The 18428-nt window shown below is 61.7% G+C and carries 19 protein-coding genes; 11 read left to right on the forward strand and 8 right to left on the reverse strand.

The window, feature by feature from the left end:
* Nucleotide 1: 1 nt before the first annotated feature.
* Genes hisA through AC1DWZ_RS06110 form a run of 4 tightly spaced genes read left to right on the forward strand, consistent with a single transcriptional unit; the run spans nt 2 to nt 2369 of the window.
* Nucleotides 2-751: a 1-(5-phosphoribosyl)-5-[(5-phosphoribosylamino)methylideneamino]imidazole-4-carboxamide isomerase gene (gene hisA / locus AC1DWZ_RS06095; RefSeq protein ID WP_477168275.1), complete on the forward strand. Its 750-nt coding sequence runs from the start codon at nt 2-4 to the stop codon at nt 749-751.
* Entirely contained in the window at nt 748-1218 is a 471-nt protein-coding gene (locus AC1DWZ_RS06100; protein ID WP_477167981.1) for an endonuclease domain-containing protein, read from the forward strand. The genes hisA and AC1DWZ_RS06100 overlap by 4 nt, the downstream gene beginning before the upstream one ends.
* Complete coding sequence (hisF, locus tag AC1DWZ_RS06105; protein WP_477167982.1) at nt 1212-1976, forward strand: imidazole glycerol phosphate synthase subunit HisF; 765 nt, start codon at nt 1212-1214, stop codon at nt 1974-1976. Before AC1DWZ_RS06100 ends, hisF begins: the two co-directional genes overlap by 7 nt.
* Nucleotides 1977-2021: 45 nt before the next feature.
* Nucleotides 2022-2369, forward strand: a complete 348-nt coding sequence (locus AC1DWZ_RS06110; protein ID WP_477167983.1) for a phosphoribosyl-ATP diphosphatase — start codon at nt 2022-2024, stop codon at nt 2367-2369.
* Between the two features lie 7 nt (nt 2370-2376).
* Here AC1DWZ_RS06110 and AC1DWZ_RS06115 read toward each other — a convergent pair whose 3' ends face one another.
* The 3 genes from AC1DWZ_RS06115 to AC1DWZ_RS06125 all read right to left on the reverse strand — a co-directional run bounded on the left by AC1DWZ_RS06115 (nt 2377) and on the right by AC1DWZ_RS06125 (nt 4376).
* Nucleotides 2377-2913 (reverse strand): hypothetical protein, encoded by a 537-nt coding sequence (locus AC1DWZ_RS06115; protein WP_477167984.1) that lies wholly within the window; start codon nt 2911-2913, stop codon nt 2377-2379.
* 108 nt (nt 2914-3021) lie between these two features.
* Nucleotides 3022-3612 carry a bactofilin family protein gene (locus AC1DWZ_RS06120; protein WP_477167985.1) on the reverse strand — a complete coding sequence of 197 codons (591 nt, stop codon included), beginning with the start codon at nt 3610-3612 and terminating at the stop codon, nt 3022-3024.
* Nucleotides 3613-3704: 92 nt separating this feature from the next.
* Nucleotides 3705-4376, reverse strand: coding sequence for an EI24 domain-containing protein (locus tag AC1DWZ_RS06125; RefSeq protein ID WP_477167986.1), 672 nt, complete (start codon nt 4374-4376; stop codon nt 3705-3707).
* Between the two features lie 107 nt (nt 4377-4483).
* Here AC1DWZ_RS06125 and AC1DWZ_RS06130 point away from each other — a divergent pair, with 107 nt between their 5' ends.
* The 3 genes from AC1DWZ_RS06130 to typA all read left to right on the forward strand — a co-directional run bounded on the left by AC1DWZ_RS06130 (nt 4484) and on the right by typA (nt 8074).
* Entirely contained in the window at nt 4484-4864 is a 381-nt protein-coding gene (locus AC1DWZ_RS06130) for a hypothetical protein (RefSeq protein WP_477167987.1), read from the forward strand.
* Nucleotides 4865-4962: 98 nt separating this feature from the next.
* Nucleotides 4963-5955: an adenosine kinase gene (locus tag AC1DWZ_RS06135; protein WP_477167988.1), complete on the forward strand. Its 993-nt coding sequence runs from the start codon at nt 4963-4965 to the stop codon at nt 5953-5955.
* A gap of 277 nt (nt 5956-6232) precedes the next feature.
* Entirely contained in the window at nt 6233-8074 is a 1842-nt protein-coding gene (typA, locus tag AC1DWZ_RS06140) for a translational GTPase TypA (protein ID WP_477167989.1), read from the forward strand.
* A 210-nt stretch (nt 8075-8284) separates the two neighbouring features.
* On the opposite strand, the gene AC1DWZ_RS06145 is transcribed toward typA, so the two are convergent.
* The 5 genes from AC1DWZ_RS06145 to AC1DWZ_RS06165 all read right to left on the reverse strand — a co-directional run bounded on the left by AC1DWZ_RS06145 (nt 8285) and on the right by AC1DWZ_RS06165 (nt 13043).
* Complete coding sequence (locus AC1DWZ_RS06145) at nt 8285-8572, reverse strand: GIY-YIG nuclease family protein (protein ID WP_477167990.1); 288 nt, start codon at nt 8570-8572, stop codon at nt 8285-8287.
* 13 nt (nt 8573-8585) lie between these two features.
* Nucleotides 8586-9704: a porin gene (locus tag AC1DWZ_RS06150; RefSeq protein ID WP_477167991.1), complete on the reverse strand. Its 1119-nt coding sequence runs from the start codon at nt 9702-9704 to the stop codon at nt 8586-8588.
* A gap of 44 nt (nt 9705-9748) precedes the next feature.
* A complete protein-coding gene (locus AC1DWZ_RS06155) occupies nt 9749-10420 on the reverse strand; it encodes a YggS family pyridoxal phosphate-dependent enzyme (RefSeq protein ID WP_477167992.1) in 672 nt (223 codons plus the stop codon).
* Between the two features lie 181 nt (nt 10421-10601).
* Entirely contained in the window at nt 10602-11717 is a 1116-nt protein-coding gene (locus tag AC1DWZ_RS06160; RefSeq protein WP_477167993.1) for a porin, read from the reverse strand.
* Between the two features lie 465 nt (nt 11718-12182).
* Nucleotides 12183-13043, reverse strand: coding sequence for a sulfotransferase domain-containing protein (locus AC1DWZ_RS06165; RefSeq protein ID WP_477167994.1), 861 nt, complete (start codon nt 13041-13043; stop codon nt 12183-12185).
* A 223-nt stretch (nt 13044-13266) separates the two neighbouring features.
* Between AC1DWZ_RS06165 and AC1DWZ_RS06170 the strand changes: the two genes are divergently transcribed.
* The 4 genes from AC1DWZ_RS06170 to holA all read left to right on the forward strand — a co-directional run bounded on the left by AC1DWZ_RS06170 (nt 13267) and on the right by holA (nt 18259).
* The gene (locus AC1DWZ_RS06170) at nt 13267-13866 is read left to right on the forward strand and encodes a DUF3576 domain-containing protein (protein ID WP_477167995.1); all 600 of its coding nucleotides are present in this window, start codon (nt 13267-13269) and stop codon (nt 13864-13866) included.
* A 137-nt stretch (nt 13867-14003) separates the two neighbouring features.
* Nucleotides 14004-16610, forward strand: coding sequence for a leucine--tRNA ligase (gene leuS / locus AC1DWZ_RS06175; RefSeq protein ID WP_477167996.1), 2607 nt, complete (start codon nt 14004-14006; stop codon nt 16608-16610).
* Entirely contained in the window at nt 16597-17196 is a 600-nt protein-coding gene (gene lptE / locus AC1DWZ_RS06180) for an LPS assembly lipoprotein LptE (RefSeq protein WP_477167997.1), read from the forward strand. The genes leuS and lptE overlap by 14 nt, the downstream gene beginning before the upstream one ends.
* A gap of 37 nt (nt 17197-17233) precedes the next feature.
* Nucleotides 17234-18259 (forward strand): DNA polymerase III subunit delta, encoded by a 1026-nt coding sequence (gene holA, locus AC1DWZ_RS06185; RefSeq protein WP_477167998.1) that lies wholly within the window; start codon nt 17234-17236, stop codon nt 18257-18259.
* Nucleotides 18260-18428: the final 169 nt, after the last annotated feature.

Consider the following 18428-nt stretch of genomic DNA (forward strand, 5'->3'; position numbering starts at 1 on the left):
AATGATTCTGTTTCCGGCGATCGACCTCAAGGGTGGTCAATGCGTGCGCCTGGTGAAGGGCGACATGGCGCAGGCCACCGTGTTCAACACCGACCCCGCAGACCAGGCGCGGCAATTTGCGGCGGCCGGCGCTGAATGGCTGCACCTGGTCGATCTCGATGGCGCCTTCGCCGGTGCACCGGTGAATGAAGCCGCGGTCGAGGGCATACTCAGTGCCACCGCCTTGCCGGTGCAATTGGGCGGCGGCATCCGTGATCTTGGCCGCATTGAGGCTTGGCTGAAGAAGGGTGTTGCGCGCGTCATTCTGGGCACCGTTGCCTTGAAGAATCCGGAGCTCGTCAAACAGGCCTGCCGTACATTCCCGGGCAAGATTGCGGTCGGCATCGATGCCAAGGGCGGCAAGGTCGCGGTCGAAGGCTGGGCGGAAACATCCGAACTCACCGCCCTTGACCTCGCGCGCCGTTTCGAAGATGCCGGCGTCACCGCCATCATCTACACCGACATAGACCGCGACGGGTTGCTGCAGGGCGTCAACGTCGCTGCGACTGCGGACCTTGCCGCATCGCTGGCCATTCCCGTGATTGCATCGGGTGGCGTATCGTCGATCGACGATATCCACGCCTTGCTCGCCGCCCTGCCCACCTCGCAAAAAGGCGGCGGCGGCATCGTCGGCGTGATCTCCGGCCGCGCGATTTACGACGGCCGATTGGATCTCAAAGAAGCGCTGCAGCTCTTGAGAGAGACTGCGTGAGCGCCGCCAGCGCAAAGAACCCCTCACCCCAACCCCTCTCCCCGCAGGCGGGGCGAGGGGCTTTAAAGCGCGCCCGCAATCTGCGCAAGTCACCAACAGATGCCGAACAAAAGCTTTGGCTGCGCTTGCGAGATCGCCGATTGCAGAATGTCAAGTTTCTCAGGCAATTTCCGATCGATCGATATGTCGTCGACTTCATTTGCCGGCCTGGAAAGCTGATTATAGAAGTGGATGGTGGTCAGCATGACTCACAATCCGCTAGAGACGATGCTCGCACCAAAGCCCTGAACGCGCTCGGCTATCGTGTGGTCCGCTTTTGGAACAACGATATCCTAAGCAACATTGATGGTGTGCTCACAACCATCCTGCAAGAGCTTGGCATCGACCCAACGGCTCCCTCGCCCCGCGACAGCGGGGAGAGGGCGGGGGGTGAGGGGTCGGCAAAGAAAGAAGCAAGATCATGCTGAAGATGCGTGTCATTCCCTGTCTTGATGTCAAAGACGGGCGCGTGGTGAAGGGGGTCAATTTCGTCAACCTCATCGATGCGGGCGATCCGGTCGAGCAGGCGAAGCTTTATGATGCCGCCGGCGCCGACGAGCTGACCTTCCTCGACATTACGGCGAGCCACGAGAATCGCGACACGCTTTACGATGTCGTGTCGAAGACGGCGGAGGCCTGCTTCATGCCATTGACCGTCGGTGGCGGCGTGCGGAAATCGGAAGACATCCGCAAGCTGCTGCTGGCCGGTGCCGACAAGGTGTCGATCAACACGGCCGCGGTCAATGATCCGGACTTCGTGAAACAGGCGGCGCAGAAATTCGGCGATCAATGCATCGTCGTCTCGATCGACGCCAAGGAGACATCACCCGGCAAGTTCGAAATCTTCACCCATGGTGGCCGCAACCCGACCGGCATCGACGCCGTGGCCTTTGCCAAGCGCATGGCGGAAAACGGCGCCGGCGAATTGCTGGTGACGTCGATGGACCGCGATGGCACCAGATCGGGCTACAATCTGGCCCTGACCCGCGCCATTGCCGATGCTGTAACTGTACCCGTGATCGCGTCGGGCGGCGTCGGCACCCTGGACGATCTGGTGGCCGGCATCCGCGAGGGGCATGCGACGGCGGTTCTGGCCGCCTCCATCTTCCATTTCGGCACGTTTACCATTGGTCAAGCAAAGGCGCATATGGTGAAGGCTGGTCTGGCAATGCGCCTCGAAAGATGAAGGCCCGTTAAGCATCAAGGTCGGGGAAAGGTAAGGATTTGCGTCATGTCTGCTGAAAAACTCAACGGCACCGTGCTCGATTGTCTGTTCAAGACGATCGAAGGCCGTAAAGGCGGCGACCCGACGCAATCGCATACCGCCAAGCTGTTCAACAAGGGCACGGCCAAGATCGCCCAGAAGGTGGGCGAGGAGGCCGTTGAAGCCCTCATTGAAGCAATGCGCGGGGATAATGAGGCGCTGGTCGCCGAATCTTCGGACCTGCTTTATCATCTGCTGGTGCTGTGGGCCGATCGCGGCGTCGATCCGGCCGATGTCTGGGCTGCGCTGAAAGCCCGCGAAGGCATTTCCGGCATCGCCGAAAAAGCTGCCCGTCGCGAGGCCAAGGGCAAGTAACCCAGTTCTAACTACTGGGTGCGTTGTCGGCGACGATCGGCGCCGGCAAAGACTTCAGGCACAAATCGACCGGCTTCTTCTCCGCATCGATCGAACGCGCCTCGGCATAGGAGACGCGGTAGCTGCCTGTCCCTTCCTGATAGAGGAAGAGATCGAGCACGCAGTCGCTGCCGACATATTGGTAGATGCGGCTGGTTTCTTCGTCGCGAATGCGTGCCGGCGCGCCGAGCGCCGCCTGCAATTCATCAGCGGCAAGGCCCAGCAATTTATCGGCACTGCGCCAGATGGTGGCCGGCGCCGTCTTCGTGGCCGCGGCCGGATCGGCGGGCTGTACCGACGCGGATTGAGCCGGGTCCAACACGCCATGGGCCGGATTTTTCGGCTGCTTCACGCCGGCATTTATGGCGATGGTCTTGCCGGATTGCGCGCAGGCTGACAACAACAAGGCCGTGGTCAGCAGGACGAAGGGGAGTGCTGCGGACCGTGTGGTCGCTCTGACCGCCGATCCATGATGTGATGTAATTGATGTGTGGGAACGATACACGTTCCACTCTCCCCCAGCTTGCAACCTCCAGCGCCCCAACCCGTTCCCGTCCGGGAACCCGGCTCTGGGACCCCGGCCTTTCAGCCGCGGGTCGCAGAGCAGGATGGGTTAGCGGCCGCTGCCGGCGGTGGGGGCGCCGACGGGCGCGCCGTCAGCCAAGGCTTCGATCGTGCCGGAGATGACGCCGCCACGTTCGACTTCGAGCTGGCCGTAGCGGATCTTGCCGAGCACCTTGCCGGTGGCGCGGATGGTGAGACGCTGGCGTACGATGAGATCGCCATCGAAGCGGCCGGAAATGTCGGCGGATTCGATTTCGGCCGACCCGCGGAACTCGCCCGATCCGGCGATGTCCATGGCGCGGCAATCGGACAGGACGGCTTCGACCTTGCCTTCGACGACGAGGCTGTCGCAGGTGCGAATTTCACCGTTGAGGAAGATGTCGCGGCCGACGATGAGCTTTTTCTGCTCGGCTTCGGCAGTGGTGCGCTGGGCGGGGGTGACGCCACCGCCGGAGGGACGCGGCGCAAAGGCGCTCATGTCCGGGCTGCGGCGCGCGATATCGGGGTTCATCGCGGGGCGGGCCGGTGCTGCAGCTGCGGCATCGGGCTTCGCATAATTCTTGCTGTCGCCATCGGCCGGGCTTGCGGCAGTGCCGGTCGAGCCTTGGGTGGGTTGTTCGTCTTTCTTTTTGCCAAACATGCGGTGCTGGTCCCTAGCCTGAAACTTGAGAAAATGATCCCTGGATGTTGCGCCTGCTGTCCCCGCTTACAGCCAGCTGACCGGCTCGCTGCTTACCCTCGGCGCGGTCTCAGATTTACCACAGATTCAAACATATGCACCATAAAAGCGATGCCGATAATGGGGGCAATGAGGTTCAGGATAGGAATGGTCGACAGGAACGCAATGACGACCCCGGCCGCGACAAATCTGCCACGGTGGCACTGGAACAGCAGCTTGGCATCAGCCCGGGGCAAGCGGCGAAAAGCGGGCATTTCGAAATACTCACGACCCAGCAGATAGCCATTGAGGCCGTAGGCCACAACCACATAGACCGGCGGGAAGAACAGCAGCGGCAGGGTGAGGACGTTGGCGATGAGGGCGATGCCCGCCATCTTGACGCCATCGAGCACGGTTTCGGTCATCGAGACATTGTGGGGCAGCGGCCGGTCGGGGTAATGGCGCGCCATCACCGCATCGACCACCCGGTCGGCAAAGAGGGCTGCCGTGGTCGCGGTAACGATCGGAAAGGTGAACCAGGCAACGACCACAATCGCGAACACGCCAAAGATCTGCGCCGCGTCGCTCCACCAGCCATCGAGCCCCGTGGCCCAGCCAAGGAGATACCAGGCCAGCACGATCAGGCCGGTGAAAACGGCGATGGCGATGCCTATGCTAAGGCCGATGAGCTTCTGGATACGCGGGTCGCCAAGTTGGCCGAATGCCTGGGAAAGTGCTTGGAACAAGAAAATTATCCAGTTCTGTCAGAATGTTGCCATTATTTAGCGGAAACTGTCATTTCGAGCAACCGGGCGGGCAGGCGGAGAAAATACCCAGTGCAGGACATAGATCGATGAAACTCTGCCGCAAGATGCAGAAAACAGGTCTCGTCCTGGCGCTGCTTGCTCTCGCAGGCCCGACCCAGGCCGCGGAGCGGTTGTTGGGCGCCTGGTGCGACGATACCGGCTACCGGATCGATCTTGGCCCCGACAGCATCACCTTCCGCGACCGGCAATTGGGCGACCCGCCGGCGGGGACCGACCTTACCTTCGGCGACGGCATCGCCGTTTACCGCCAGGATTTCCGCCCGACCCAGTGGCCGCAGCTGGATGTCATCGACTGCACGCTGCGCCTCACGGGCCCCGACAGCGCCGAGGAAACCTGTCGCGGCCCCGGCTACGGGTTCATGCCGTTCTTCGCCCTGAAGCGCTGCCCCCAGGATGTGATCAGCTGACGCTATCGGCCCCACAGCCTTGCCCTCACGGGTACGATCCCTATACTCGCCGCCTTCAAAGCTCTGACAGGGGCTGACTGGCTGAATTGCGGGGATGGATGAGCGACAAGCTGTTTGACGTGTGTGGAATCGGCAATGCCATTGTCGACGTGCTGGCGCATTGCGAGCTCGATTTCATCGATGCCATGCGCCTCAACAAGGGCAGCATGACGCTGATCGATACGGAACGGGCGGAGGAGCTTTATGCCGCCATGGGACCGGCGATCGAGGTATCCGGCGGGTCCTGCGGCAATACCATCGCGGGCCTTGCCAGCCTGGGCGGCCACGGCGCCTATATCGGCAAGGTCGGCAACGACCAGCTGGGCGGCATCTTCCGCCACGATATCCGGGCGATCGGCGTCCATTTCGAGACCCCGTCCGCCACCAGCCTGACGCCGACCGCGCGGTCGTTCATCTTCGTGACGCCGGACGCCGAGCGCACGATGAACACCTATCTCGGCGCCTGCGTCGAATTGACGCCAGAGGACGTCGATCCCACCGTCGTGACTCGGTCCAAGGTGACCTATCTCGAGGGCTATCTGTGGGATCCGCCCTTGGCCAAGCAGGCCTTCCTGAAGGCCGCCAACCTGGCCCACGGTGCCGGCCGCGAAATCTCGCTCAGCCTCTCCGATTCCTTCTGCGTGCAGCGCTATCTCACCGAATTCCAGGATCTGGTGAAGAACCATGTCGATATCCTGTTCGCCAACGAATTGGAGATCAAAGCCCTGTGGGAAACCGATGATTTCAACGAGGCCGTTGCCCTGACACGGGAACATTGCTCGCTTGCGGCCATCACCAGGAGCGCCAAGGGCTCCCTCATCGTGGCCGGCCCGCAGCTGGTCGAGGTACCGGCCTGGCCCGTGGCCAAGGTGGTCGATGTCACCGGGGCCGGCGATCTTTATGCCGCCGGCTTCCTCTATGGCTATACCCAGGGGCGGGACCATGCCGACAGCGCCCGGATCGGATCCCTGGCCGCCGCCGAGATTATCAGCCATTTCGGTGCCCGGCCGGAGACGCCCTTGAGCGAGCTTTTGTTGCAGCAAGTGGGCTAATAGTTTAAAGAGCGGCCCTGAAAGACACCCCTCACCCCGGCCCTTTTTCACGGTTTGAAACAAGGGAATGAGGAGTTCGGCCCGTTGCCCTATCTAGGTGCTTGATTTAGCATCCTTTTTTGGCTTGGGGCAATTGTGGCCCGGCAGCATCGTCATCTGGCCCTCCATGGCCCCGCTTGCGGGGGTGGTGGTCTTGGATGATGGGCGGCTGGTGACAAATGTCATTATTTGTCGATAGGGGTGGTGGGCGTCACCGCATTATTCGAAAAGCGAAGCCATGAAACTGCGAAATATCGCCATCATCGCCCATGTCGACCACGGCAAGACGACCCTGGTTGACCAGCTCCTGCGTCAGTCCGGCGCCTTCCGCTCGAACCAGATCGTGGCGGAACGCGTGATGGATTCCAATGATTTGGAAAAGGAACGCGGGATCACCATTCTCGCGAAATGCACCTCGATCCAGTGGCATGACACCCGCATCAACATCGTCGACACCCCGGGCCACGCCGATTTCGGCGGTGAGGTCGAGCGCATCCTCAGCATGGTCGACGGTGTCGTGCTGCTGGTCGATGCTGCCGAGGGCGCGCTGCCGCAGACCAAGTTCGTGACCACCAAGGCGCTGCGCCTCGGCCTGCGTCCGATCGTGCTCATCAACAAGTGCGACCGTCCCGACGCCGACCCGCATGCTGTCCATGACCAGATCTTCGATCTGTTCGCCGCCCTCGACGCGACGCCGGAACAGCTCGACTTCCCCACACTCTTTGCCTCGTCGAAGCAGGGTTGGGCAACCGAAGATCTTGAGAAGGGCGAGCGCAAGGATCTGGCGCCGCTCTATGATCTCATCGTGCGCCATGTGCCGGCCCCGACCGTCGAAGAGAACAAGCCGTTCTCGATGCTGGTCACCACGCTGGAATATGACAATTATCTCGGCCGCGTGCTCACCGGCCGCATCGAGACCGGGACCGCCACCGTCAACATGCAGCTCCGTGCCATGCGTCCCGACGGGACCCAGGTCGAAGTGGGCCGCTTGACCAAGCTGCTTGCCTTCCGCGGCATCGAACGCACGCCGGTCGATTCGGCCGAGGCCGGCGACATCGTCGCCATTGCGGGCCTGACCGACAGCACGGTCGCCGACACCATCGCCGCCATGGAAGTTGAAATTCCGCTGAAGGCGCAGCCGATCGATCCGCCGACGCTCTCCATGAGCTTCTCGGTCAATGACAGCCCGCTTGCCGGTCGCGATGGCGACAAGGTGACGAGCCGCATGATCCGCGATCGCCTGATGCGTGAGTCGGAAGGCAATGTCGCCATTCACGTGACCGAGACTGAGGACAAGGACGCGTTCCAGGTCGCCGGTCGCGGTGAATTGCAGCTGGGCGTGCTCATCGAGCAGATGCGCCGCGAAGGTTTTGAGCTCTCCATCAGCCGCCCGCGCGTGATCTTCCAGATCGATCCGAAGACCAACCAGCGCCTGGAGCCGATCGAAGAAGTCGTCATCGACGTTGATGATGATTTCAGCGGCATCGTTATCGACAAATTGGGTCAGCGCCGTGGCGAACTCGTCGAGATGCGCCCGTCCGGCGGCGCCAAGACGCGCCTTGTCATGCTGGTGCCGGCCCGTGGCCTCATCGGTTATCACGGCGAGTTCCTGACAGACACCCGCGGTACCGGCGTCATGAGCCGCCTGTTCCACGGCTACGCCCCGTTCAAGGGCCCGATCGAAGGCCGCCGCAACGGCGTGCTCATCTCCAATGCCGACGGCATCTCGGTTGCCTACGCTTTGTGGAACCTGGAAGAGCGCGGCAAGTTGATGATCGATGCCGGTGTGCCGATCTATGAAGGCATGATCATCGGCGAGCATAGCCGCGCCAACGATCTTGAAGTCAATCCGCTGAAGTCGAAGCAGCTGACCAACATCCGCACCACGTCGAAGGACGAAGCCATTCGTCTGACGCCGCCGATGAAGCACAGCCTGGAACAGGCGCTGGCTTACATCGAGGATGACGAGCTGGTCGAAGTGACGCCGAAGGCGATCCGCATCCGCAAGGCGGTCTTGGATCCCAACGAACGCAAGAAAGCCGAACGCGCCGCTGAATCAGCACGCGCTGCCCAGGGTTAAACCCAGGGCTACGTCTGCAATAAGTTTCCGAATTGAAGAAGGCGGCCACCTGGCAACGGGTGGCCGCCTTTTTTATGACGCGACGTCGCAACATATCTCGTTGTCATTCTCCGCGAAGGCGGAGGATCCACGAGTTTCTTTCTTGGTGTAAGCTGCAAACTCGTGGATGGTCCGCCTGCGCGGACCATGACAATTTTGAGAGAGGAGGCGCTAGCCAAACAAGCTGGCATAGAGATCAACCCACTCCGGATTGCCTTTGACGATCAGTCTGATTTTCCAAGCTCGGTTCCATGCCTTGAGTCGCTTCTCACGCCGAATCGCAGCGTTGATGTCATCATGTGCTTCGTAATAGACCAGACGCGCCAGAGTATATTGCTTTGTGAAGCCATCGATCTCGCCAGATCGATGCTGTGAGATTCGTTTGATGAGATCAGTGGTAACGCCAACATATAAGGTGCCGTTCGGCGCGTTAGTGACGATGTAGACCGACGCATACATCCGAGAAGCACCATCAGAACGTCAGCGCTGAGCCGATGGCGAATTCCAGGGCGTCGTAGCCGTCGGCGGGATCGCTGTCATCGGCGGCTTCGTTCCAGGTGTAGAAGATGCCAGCATCGAGATCGATGCCGGGAGCCATCGCGTAATTTGCCGTGAAGCCGGCACGGTCGAGCGTGCTGTTGTCGCTGAAGCCGGCTTCCTCGGTTTCGACATGAGCGTAACCACCGCCCAGCGTCCAGGCATCGATGCCGTAGGCAAAGCCGGCGCCGACCATCCAGATATTTTCTCCCGCACCGTTGCCGTCATCGAGCAATGTGCCGGCGACACCCAGTTGCAGATTGCCGAGAGTAACGTTGGCGCCAAGATTGTAACCGGCCTGTTCGGCATCGTCGGCCGAGGTGCCTTCGACATCGCCTTCCCAATAGGCGGCGCCACCCAGGGTCATGCCCCAATCATCGCCGCTGTAATCGTAATGCAGCGCCACGGCGACATTGTGATTGGCACTGCCTTCGGAGCGGTCGGGATGAAAGGTGCTGGCCACATGATCGGTGCCACTGTCGGTCTTTTCGTCATCGTTCGGCGTATAGGACAGGCCGAAGCTGAAGCCGTTCCATACCGGTGCGTAATAGACAATCTTGATCACCGCATCCTGCAATGCCAGCGAGGCCTCCGGATCGAACAGGCCGGGGCTTAACGGCGAACCGATGATGTTGGGCGAGTAGGGGCCGAAATTGGCGGTCGACCCGGGTGGCAGCATGTACATGTTGCCGGCCGCGCCGTCCTGGGCGCCAACGCGTAGATCGCCGAAGCCGCCCTTGAAGTAGGCGTAGACATTGTCGATCTGATCGTCTTTTTCGCTCTCAGCTTCCATCTCCACGCGCGCGCCGACGGTGACGCCATTGTCGAGCGTGGTCTCGCCCATGAAGAAGATCTCGGCATCGGCGCTGAAGCCGTCGAGGTTCTGATCGTGCCCAAGCTCTCCCTGACTGTCATCGTCGAAGGTGAAGCCGTAGGCGCTGCGATAGAACCCCCCGAGGCTGAGCTTAACACCATCCGACGCCTGCGCAGCGCCCGCGATGCCGAGCAGCGACAGGCTGAGGAACGATGTGGTGGCGTACAAATTTGTCTTCATGTTGCGTCCCCACACACGAAGAGGGCGATCTTGCGGGTGCAGATTCAGCGCTGGCCGAAGATCGCGGTACCGACGCGTACATGGGTCGCGCCGAATTGGATAGCCGTTTCGAAATCGCCGCTCATTCCCATGCTGAGCGAGGGAAGGCTGTTGCGCCTGGCCATGTCGCGCAGTAAGGCGAAATGTGGCGCCGGATGCTGGTCGGCCGGCGGAATGCACATGAGGCCGTCGATCACCAGCTTCAGCTCATCGCGGCAAAAATGCAAGAAGCCATCGATCTCGGCCGGATGAACGCCGGCCTTCTGCGGCTCCTCACCAGTATTGACCTGCACGAAAAGCGCCGGCCTGCGGCCTTGTTTGGCCACTTCGTCGGCGAGGGCGCGCGCGAGCTTTTCCCGATCGACGCTTTGGATCGTATCGAAGAGCGCCACGGCCTCCCGCACCTTGTTGGTCTGCAGCGGGCCAATGAGATGAAGGTCGAGATCGGGATGCGATGCTTTTAGCGCCGGGAATTTGGCCTGCGCCTCCTGGACCCGGTTTTCACCGAAGATGCGCTGGCCGGCTGAGATTGCGACCAGGATCGCGTCTACAGGATGGGTTTTCGATACAGCGACAAGCTTGACGGCATCCGGGCCGCGGCCGTCGGCCTTGGCCGCCGTTGCAATCTGTTGGCGGACCGCAGCGAGGTTCGACTCGATATGGGTAAAATCGTTCATGTCGGCAAATTGCGCGCTGGCCGCCCGGAAGCCAAGCCACACTTGTGCAAAGCGGGGGCGTCGAAAAAGCAGCCCAAAAGCAGCAGCTGTAGTGGGGGAAGGGGCAAAAGCAAGAAGGGAAGCAGTTGCCTGCTTCCCTTCAAGTCTACCCTAAACCTTTCCAGCTTACGCTGGAGAGATATTAGAAGGTGATCGACGAACCGACCGAGAACTCGAGCGAGTCGTAGTCGTTCGCGGGGTTATCGGAGTTTGCACCCGATTCCCAGCTGTAGAACGCGCCCGCATCGAGATCGATGCCCGGGCCCATCGCATACGAGCCGGTCACACCGACGCGCTGAATGCTCATTTCGTCGTCGTTGGCAGCATCGCCATCACCATCATCGAGGTGACGCAGAGCCCAACCGCCGCCGACAGTCCAGGCGTCGACGTTGTAGCTCAGACCAACGCCAACCGACCATTCATCGGCATCTTCCGAATCATCGGTGTCGAGGTTGCGCTGCTGATCCTTCATGGTGAAGGCCGTACCGACGGTGAGACCACCGAAGGACAGGTTCACACCGGTGTTGAAGGCGAAGAAGCTGTCATCGCCATGCTCTTCGATGTCACCGGAGTAAGCCACGGCACCACCGAGGGCGAGGCCCCAGCCATCGCCTTCGAAGTCATAATGCACGCCGGCTTCGAGTTCGTGGTTGAGATCGCCATCTTGACGATCCGGGTGGAACGTGTCGGCGACGCCATCGGTCTGGGCTTCAAAGCCACCTTCCGGCACGTACGACGCACCGAAGCTGAAGCCGCCGAAGGTCGGCGAGTAGTAGGCGATCGACTGCGGCTTGCTGACCGGCGACGGATCGAAGCCGGAGATCACCAGCGCCGAACCGATCTGCGCCGGCGAGAACACGCCGAAGTTCGCGGTCGAGCTCGGCGGCAACATGTACATGTTGTCAGCGACTGCACCCTGCGAACCAACGCGGATGTCACCGAAACCACCCTTGAAGTAGACATAGGCGGCGTCGATCTGGTCGCCCGAATTCTCGGCTTCCAGTTCGATACGGGTACCGACGGTGATGCCGTTGTCCAGCGTCACGCTGCCGAGGAAGTAGACTTCGCCGTCCGTGCCGACGCCGTCCAGATTCTTGTCATGGCCAGCTTCGCCATCGGAGTCGTCATCAAAGGTAAAGCCGTAGAACGACTTCATGAAGCCGCCAAGGCTCAATTTGACACCATCGGACGCCTGAGCAGTGCCGGCCAGGAGGCCGATACCGAGCAGAGCCGAGGTCCCCAGGAGAACTTTTTTCATCTCGAGATTCCCTAAGTTTGCGATTGCCACCGGACTTTCCCTCAACCTTTTTGGTCTTAGAGAAGGCCCGGATGCCCCTCGTTCACGGACCGGCTTGCTGGGTCGATTTTGCCAAGTACTTGACGAGATCGACTCAAAAAGCCCGCTCAGCCCGGAACACGTCGTACCTTCTCGGAATGGCGGGGGGGTGTCAAACCATTTGAGCCGAACACTGTGGCAATTTTCGGAGGCTGTGGCGCAAAAGCCACAAGAGGGGTCGCAAATCCGGCAGGGATCGTGGCGAACGCCCCCCAGGACCGGGAAATGTCCTGATATATGAACCGGATCAGGCTGCCCGCTGATACGCTGTCTTGACCCGGCAATGCCCGCGTCGGGCTGGCGCAAACCGGCAACACAACCGGCGTGGGGGCAGGCGCCAGGGCCATCACCGAGCTCGATCCCATGCTCGAGGCTGATGCAGCGTACTTAGCCGGAACGCTTCGCGGCCTGGGCCTTTTCCGCCGGCCAGTAGCCGAAACGGGTCATCTGTTCCCGGTGATTTTCAACCACTTGGTCGATCTGGGCTTGGCTGAGCTGCTCGCGCCATTGGCCAGCCTGGCCAACGCGGAAGAATTTTGACCCTTTGGGCGACTTTTCCACGAACCCCTTGGCGTCTTCCTGCGCCCGAAGGCTCTTGAAGGAGGAGAGTTCGATGGCCCGGTCCAGCCGCTGGCGGGAGGGCTTCAACCCCATGAACCGGGCGATGCCGCCAAAAGTATGGAGCGGTTTCGCCAACATGTCCTCATAGCGCACGACGTGCAGGCCCGGATGCGGCGCCTGCGTCCAGCTTTTCACATGGGCTGACCAGGTATTATGGACTTCGATGACGATCTTGTCGTCGGCGAGGCCGCCATTGCTGGGGTCGGCCATGATCTCGATCGCCCGGTCGATCTCGACGCCATAATGGTCCGCGAGCGACAGAACCAGGTCGAGCGGGTTACGCACCACGTAGATGGCACCGGCCGTCAGATCCATCTGGATGATCTGTTCGCCATCGACCGTCACCAGGGCATTGTGCGTCTTGACGATCACCGTATCCGGTTTCGAGGCAACGATGGCGAGTTGCGCGCCACGGCGCATCCGGATCATGTCGTCCGGTTTCCAGGCAAGTGGCGGTCTGGGATCCAGGTGCCGGTACCATTGCACCAGGGAATCCCCGGTGGTCAGCAGGTTCATGTCGTTGATATCGGCCGGACCCGATGGATTGCGCATCAGATTGTGAATAAAAGCCCGTAGCCAGGTGTTGCCCGATTTGGGATAGCTGGCGAGCCACAGAATTTTACCCATGCACGTTCCACTCTTCTTATATGGGCTGCCCAGTCCTCAGACCGGGCAGCCAAACGGGCCCCTGATTGTGTCCCCGCCTGTATCCGGGGCCAAGATTTCGTTACCGCAGCGCGATTAGGTTGACGACGGCCTATGATTTCGCATACCAGTCTTGAGCCGCTTCCTGGGCAGCCATTTTCTGGCCTCAGGGTGGCTTTAGGGTGAAGAGCGTSGGGCCGTCAATATGAAACTCCCACATCGTCGTGCCGACCAGTCCCACGCGGGCGGTTTTGTCGCCCAAAGTCGGAAGGGGAGCCGTTTTCTCCTGATCGTCATGTCGGCCCTGGCCGCCCTGACCCTGTCAGCCTGCAATTTCGACCTGGGCGGCGAGGAAAAATACCCGACCTCGCGCCAGAAGGGCGATGCCGGCCCCCAATATGAAGAGAACAACACCGTCTTCGGCGAAGGCGGCCTGTTCGGCGCCCAGTCCAAGGACGACGGATCCGGTGGCGGCGGTGCCGGCGTCGGCGTCAATTCGCTGCTGTGGCGTGCCAGCCTCGATACTGTCTCGTTCATGCCGCTGGTCTCGGCCGACCCCTTCGGTGGCGTCATCATCACCGATTGGTATACGCCGCCGGCGACCCCGGATGAGCGTTTCAAGGTCAATGTCTACATCCTGGGCCGCGCGCTGCGTGCCGATGGCATCCGTGCCTCGGTGTTCCGCCAGCAGAACCAGGGCGGCACCTGGATCGACGCCCCGGTGGCGCTCAATACGGCCACCGACCTCGAAAACGCCATACTTACCCGCGCCCGCCAGCTGCGCCAATCTGGTCAACAAGAGTAGGCCGGCCAGCAGGAATAGGGGCACGCTTGTTAACTTCGGCCTTGGCCCACGCCCCTTTGTCATGGTCGGCGTAGGCCGACCATCCACGACTTTCTTTCGGACGCGACAAACTCGTGGATGGTCCGCCTTCGCGGACCATGACAACGAAAGAATCTGGCTCGAAAATGTCGCGATATAATTTCCTGGAAGCGGAAGGCAAATGGCAGGCGGCTTGGGCTGCCCGGAATTGCTTCGTCTCCGAGGTCGATAAATCCCGCCCCAAATATTACGTCCTGGAGATGTTCCCGTATCCGTCGGGGCGCATCCATATGGGCCATGTGCGCAACTATACGATGGGCGACGTCGTCGCCCGCTACAAGCGCGCCAAGGGGTTCAACGTGCTCCACCCGATGGGCTGGGACGCGTTCGGCTTGCCGGCGGAAAACGCCGCTCGTGACATGAAGGTCCATCCTGCCGCCTGGACCTATGACAATATCGCCAACATGCGCGCCGAGCTGAAGCGCATGGGGCTCTCCCTCGATTGGTCGAAGGAACTCGCCACCTGCCATCCCGGCTATTACGCCCAGCAGCAGCGCATCTTCCTCGACTTCTTCAAGGCTGGCCTCGCCTATCGCAAGGAAGCCTTCGTCAATTGGGACCCGATCGACCACACCGTGCTCGCCAACGAGCAGGTGATCGATGGCAAGGGCTGGCGCTCCGGGGCACCGGTCGAGAAGCGCAAGCTCAGCCAATGGTTCCTCAAGATCACCGAATATGCCGACGACCTTCTGTCGGCGCTGGGCTCGCTTGACCGCTGGCCGGAAAAAGTCCGCCTGATGCAGGAGAACTGGATCGGCAAGTCGACCGGCGCCCATGTGCGCTTCAAGTTGGCCGGCCGGACCGACCGCATCGAGGTCTTCACCACGCGCCCGGACACGCTGTTTGGCGCGAGCTTTATCGCCGTCTCGCCGGACCATGCGCTGGCGGATGCCGCAGCCAAGTCCGACCCCAAGGTCGCCGCGTTCATCGCTGAATGCCGCGCTGCCGGCACGTCGGAAGCCGCTGTCGAGGCCCAGGAGAAGCGCGGCTACAGGCTCGACATCGAGGCCGAGCATCCGTTGATGCCAGGCAAGACTTTGCCGGTCTATATCGCCAATTTCGTGCTTATCGAATACGGTACCGGCGCCATTTTCGGCTGCCCGTCCGGCGACCAGCGCGATCTCGACTTCGCCCGCAAATATGGCCTGCCAGTCATTCCCGTGGTGCTGCCGGCCGGCGAGGATCCGAAGACCTTCGCCATCGGCGACACCGCCTATACCGATGACGGCACGATCTATAATTCGCAGTTCCTCGACGGTCTCGACGTCGAAACCGCGAAGAAGAAGGTCGGTCAGGTTCTGAAAGACCAAGGCGATGGCGAGCCCACGACCATCTTCCGCCTGCGCGACTGGCTGGTGAGCCGGCAGCGCTACTGGGGCTGCCCGATCCCGATCATCCATTGCGATGCCTGCGGTGCGGTCCCGGTCCCGGACAAGGACATGCCGGTGCTGCTGCCCGACGATGTCACCTTCGAGAAGCCCGGCAATCCGCTCGACCACCATCCGACCTGGAAGCATGTGAACTGCCCCAGCTGCGGCAAGGCGGCGCGGCGCGAGACCGACACGTTCGACACCTTCGTCGATTCATCCTGGTATTTCGCGCGCTTCTGCGCGCCGCGCGACGATCAGCCGGTGGATTCGGACGCTGTCGATTACTGGCTGGCGGTCGACCAATATATCGGCGGTGTCGAGCACGCCATTCTGCACCTCCTTTATTCGCGCTTCTTCACCCGCGCCATGAAGCAGGTGGGCCTGGTGAAATTGGACGAGCCGTTCGCAGGCCTGTTCACGCAGGGCATGGTCTGCCATGAGACCTACCGCGATCCCGTCGCCAATGAATGGCTGCTGCCCGAGCAGATCGAGCGGAAAGGCCAGACCGTCACCCGCACGGATACCGGGGCTGGCGTCGAGATCGGCCGCTCCGAGAAGATGTCGAAGTCGAAGAAGAATGTCGTCGCCCCCGACGTCATCATCAACGGCTATGGCGCCGATACCGCACGCTGGTTCGTCCTGTCCGACAGCCCGCCGGAGCGGGACATGGAATGGACCGCGGCCGGTGTCGACGGTGCCTGGCGCTATTCGCAGCGCCTGTGGCGGCTCTCTTACATGTGGCTGGAAGCCCTGCCGGCCCTGAAAACACAGCAAACGGCACCGGAAAGCTTCCCGGACGCCGCCCTCGCGCTGCGCCGGGCGAGCCACAAGGCGATTGCCGGCGTGTCCGAGGATATCGAGAAGTTCCGCTTCAACCGGGCGGTGGCCAAGCTCTATGAATTCGCCAACACCCTGGCGGAAATCCAGGACGGGACCCTGACCGATGCTGCCGGCCTGTTCGCCCGCCGGGAAGCCCTGGAGACCCTCGCCCAGCTGATCGGCCCGATGATGCCGCATCTTGCTGAAGAAATGTGGGCGTCATTGGGGCACAAGACCCTGCTTGCCGAGACCGCTTGGCCAATCGCCATCCCTCAGCTTATCATTGATGAATCCGCGACCGTCGCCATCCAGGTCAACGGCAAGCTGCGCGCAACCATCCAGTTGCCGCGCAATTGCGAGGCCAAGGTGGCGGAAGCGGCGGCCTTGGCCGAGGATGCGGTGATCCGCGCCCTCGATGGCAAGGCGCCAAAAAAGGTGGTGGTGGTGCCAAACAGGATCGTCAATGTCGTGGTCTAGAAGAGATGTCCTTCGTTTCGGCGCAGCTGGCCTGACTTTGGCCGCTGCAGGGTCGCTGCTTGGCGCCTGCGGCTGGAAGCCGATGTACGGCAATGCCAGCACGACGCCGAGCGGCAATGGCACGGTCGATGCCAATCTCGCTGCCATCTCGATCAAGGAACCGTTCTGGGAACGGACTGCCGCCCCCTTTGGCGAGCTCAGCGCCGCCAGCCGGGCCAAATACGATGCCCGTACCGGGCAGGTCCTGCACAATGCGCTACGCGACGGCCTCAACCCCTATGGGCAGCCGAGTTCACCGGTCTATAGCCTCACGATCAAGCTCGAGGAACAAATCGTCTCGACCATCACCGCCGATGGCGGCGATACGAAACGCGAGGATCTGCGGCTGGAAGCAGGCTTCCTGCTGAGCAATGCCAAGGGCCAGGAGCTGCTCAAGGAAAAGACCCGGACGATCCTGGCCTATAGCGTCCTGCAGGAACCCTATCAGGATCTGATCGCCCGCAACGATGCCCGCGAGCGCGCCGCACGCCAGCTGGCCGAGTTGATCAAGCTGCGCCTGTCCAGCTATTTCGCCACCCACGGCTAAGGCAAAGCCGGCGGGCGCGCCATGAAGCTCGACCCCCATGAAACTTGACAAGCAGCCGCTTGAGCGCTTCCTGAAAGAGCCGGCGGCATCAATCGCCGCCGCCCTGGTCTTCGGTCCTGACGAAGGCATGGTGCATGAGCGCGTCATGCAGATGAGCCGCGCCATCTTGGGGGATGCGGACGATCCGTTCCGCCTGACCGAACTTTCCGGCGACGATATCAAGGCCGATCCCGCACGCCTTATCGACGAGGCCCGCGCCATCGCCATGATGGGCGGCCGGCGCGTGGTGCGTGTCAGCCGTGTCACCGATGCCGTGGAGCCGGCCTTTGCCGCCCTCCTCGCCGATCACAAGGATGGCGGCCAATGCCTGGTGGTGATCGAGGCCGGCGACATCGGCGGCAAGTCGAGCCTCAAGCGGCTCTTTGAAAACGCACCCCATGCGGCGGCCATCGCCTGCTACCGCGACGAGGCAGCAGCCCTCCCCGCCCTCATCACCGCGCAGCTGAAGGCCGCCGGGATCGAGATCGACCGCGATGCACTTTCCTATCTCGCCACCAATCTCGGTGGTGATCGCGGCATTACGCGGGCGGAGCTGGAGAAGCTCATTCTTTACATGGGTACCGAGAAGAAGGTCAGTCTCGCCGACGCCCTGGCCTGCGTCGGCGATCAGGCGGCGATCGGCCAGGACGATCTCTGCCAGGCGATCGGCATGGGCGACCTCAAGGGCCTTGAGCGGCAGCTGGAGCGCAACCTTGCCGAGACCAACGAGATCTCGCTCCTGCGCGCCGTGGCACGGCATTTCATGCGCCTCCATCAGGTGGCAAGCCGCACAGCGCGCGGCGAGCAGCTGGAAAGCGCCATGTCGTCCCTACGCCCGCCGGTCTTCTGGAAAGCGGTCGACGGTTTCAAGCAACAATGCCGCCGCTGGCCGGTGGAGAGCATCGGCAGCGCGCTCCTGCGCCTTACCGAACTCGAAGCCGAAGCCATGCGCCAGCACCAGTTCGCCGACACCCTCACAAGACGCGGCCTGATGGAAATCGCCGTGATGGGGTCGAAGAGGTAGGGGTACCTAGTAGCGGTTGAGATCGTACGAACCAAAGCCCCCTCTCCCTAACCCTCCCCCACGTTGGGGGGAGGGAACTAGAGCGAGTATGGTCGCGATACTGAGAACACCCTTGCTGGAATCCCCTCCCCCCAACGTGGGGGAGGGTTAGGGAGAGGGGGTCACCTCG

The organism is Dongia sp. P2_B8, from assembly GCF_056404715.1.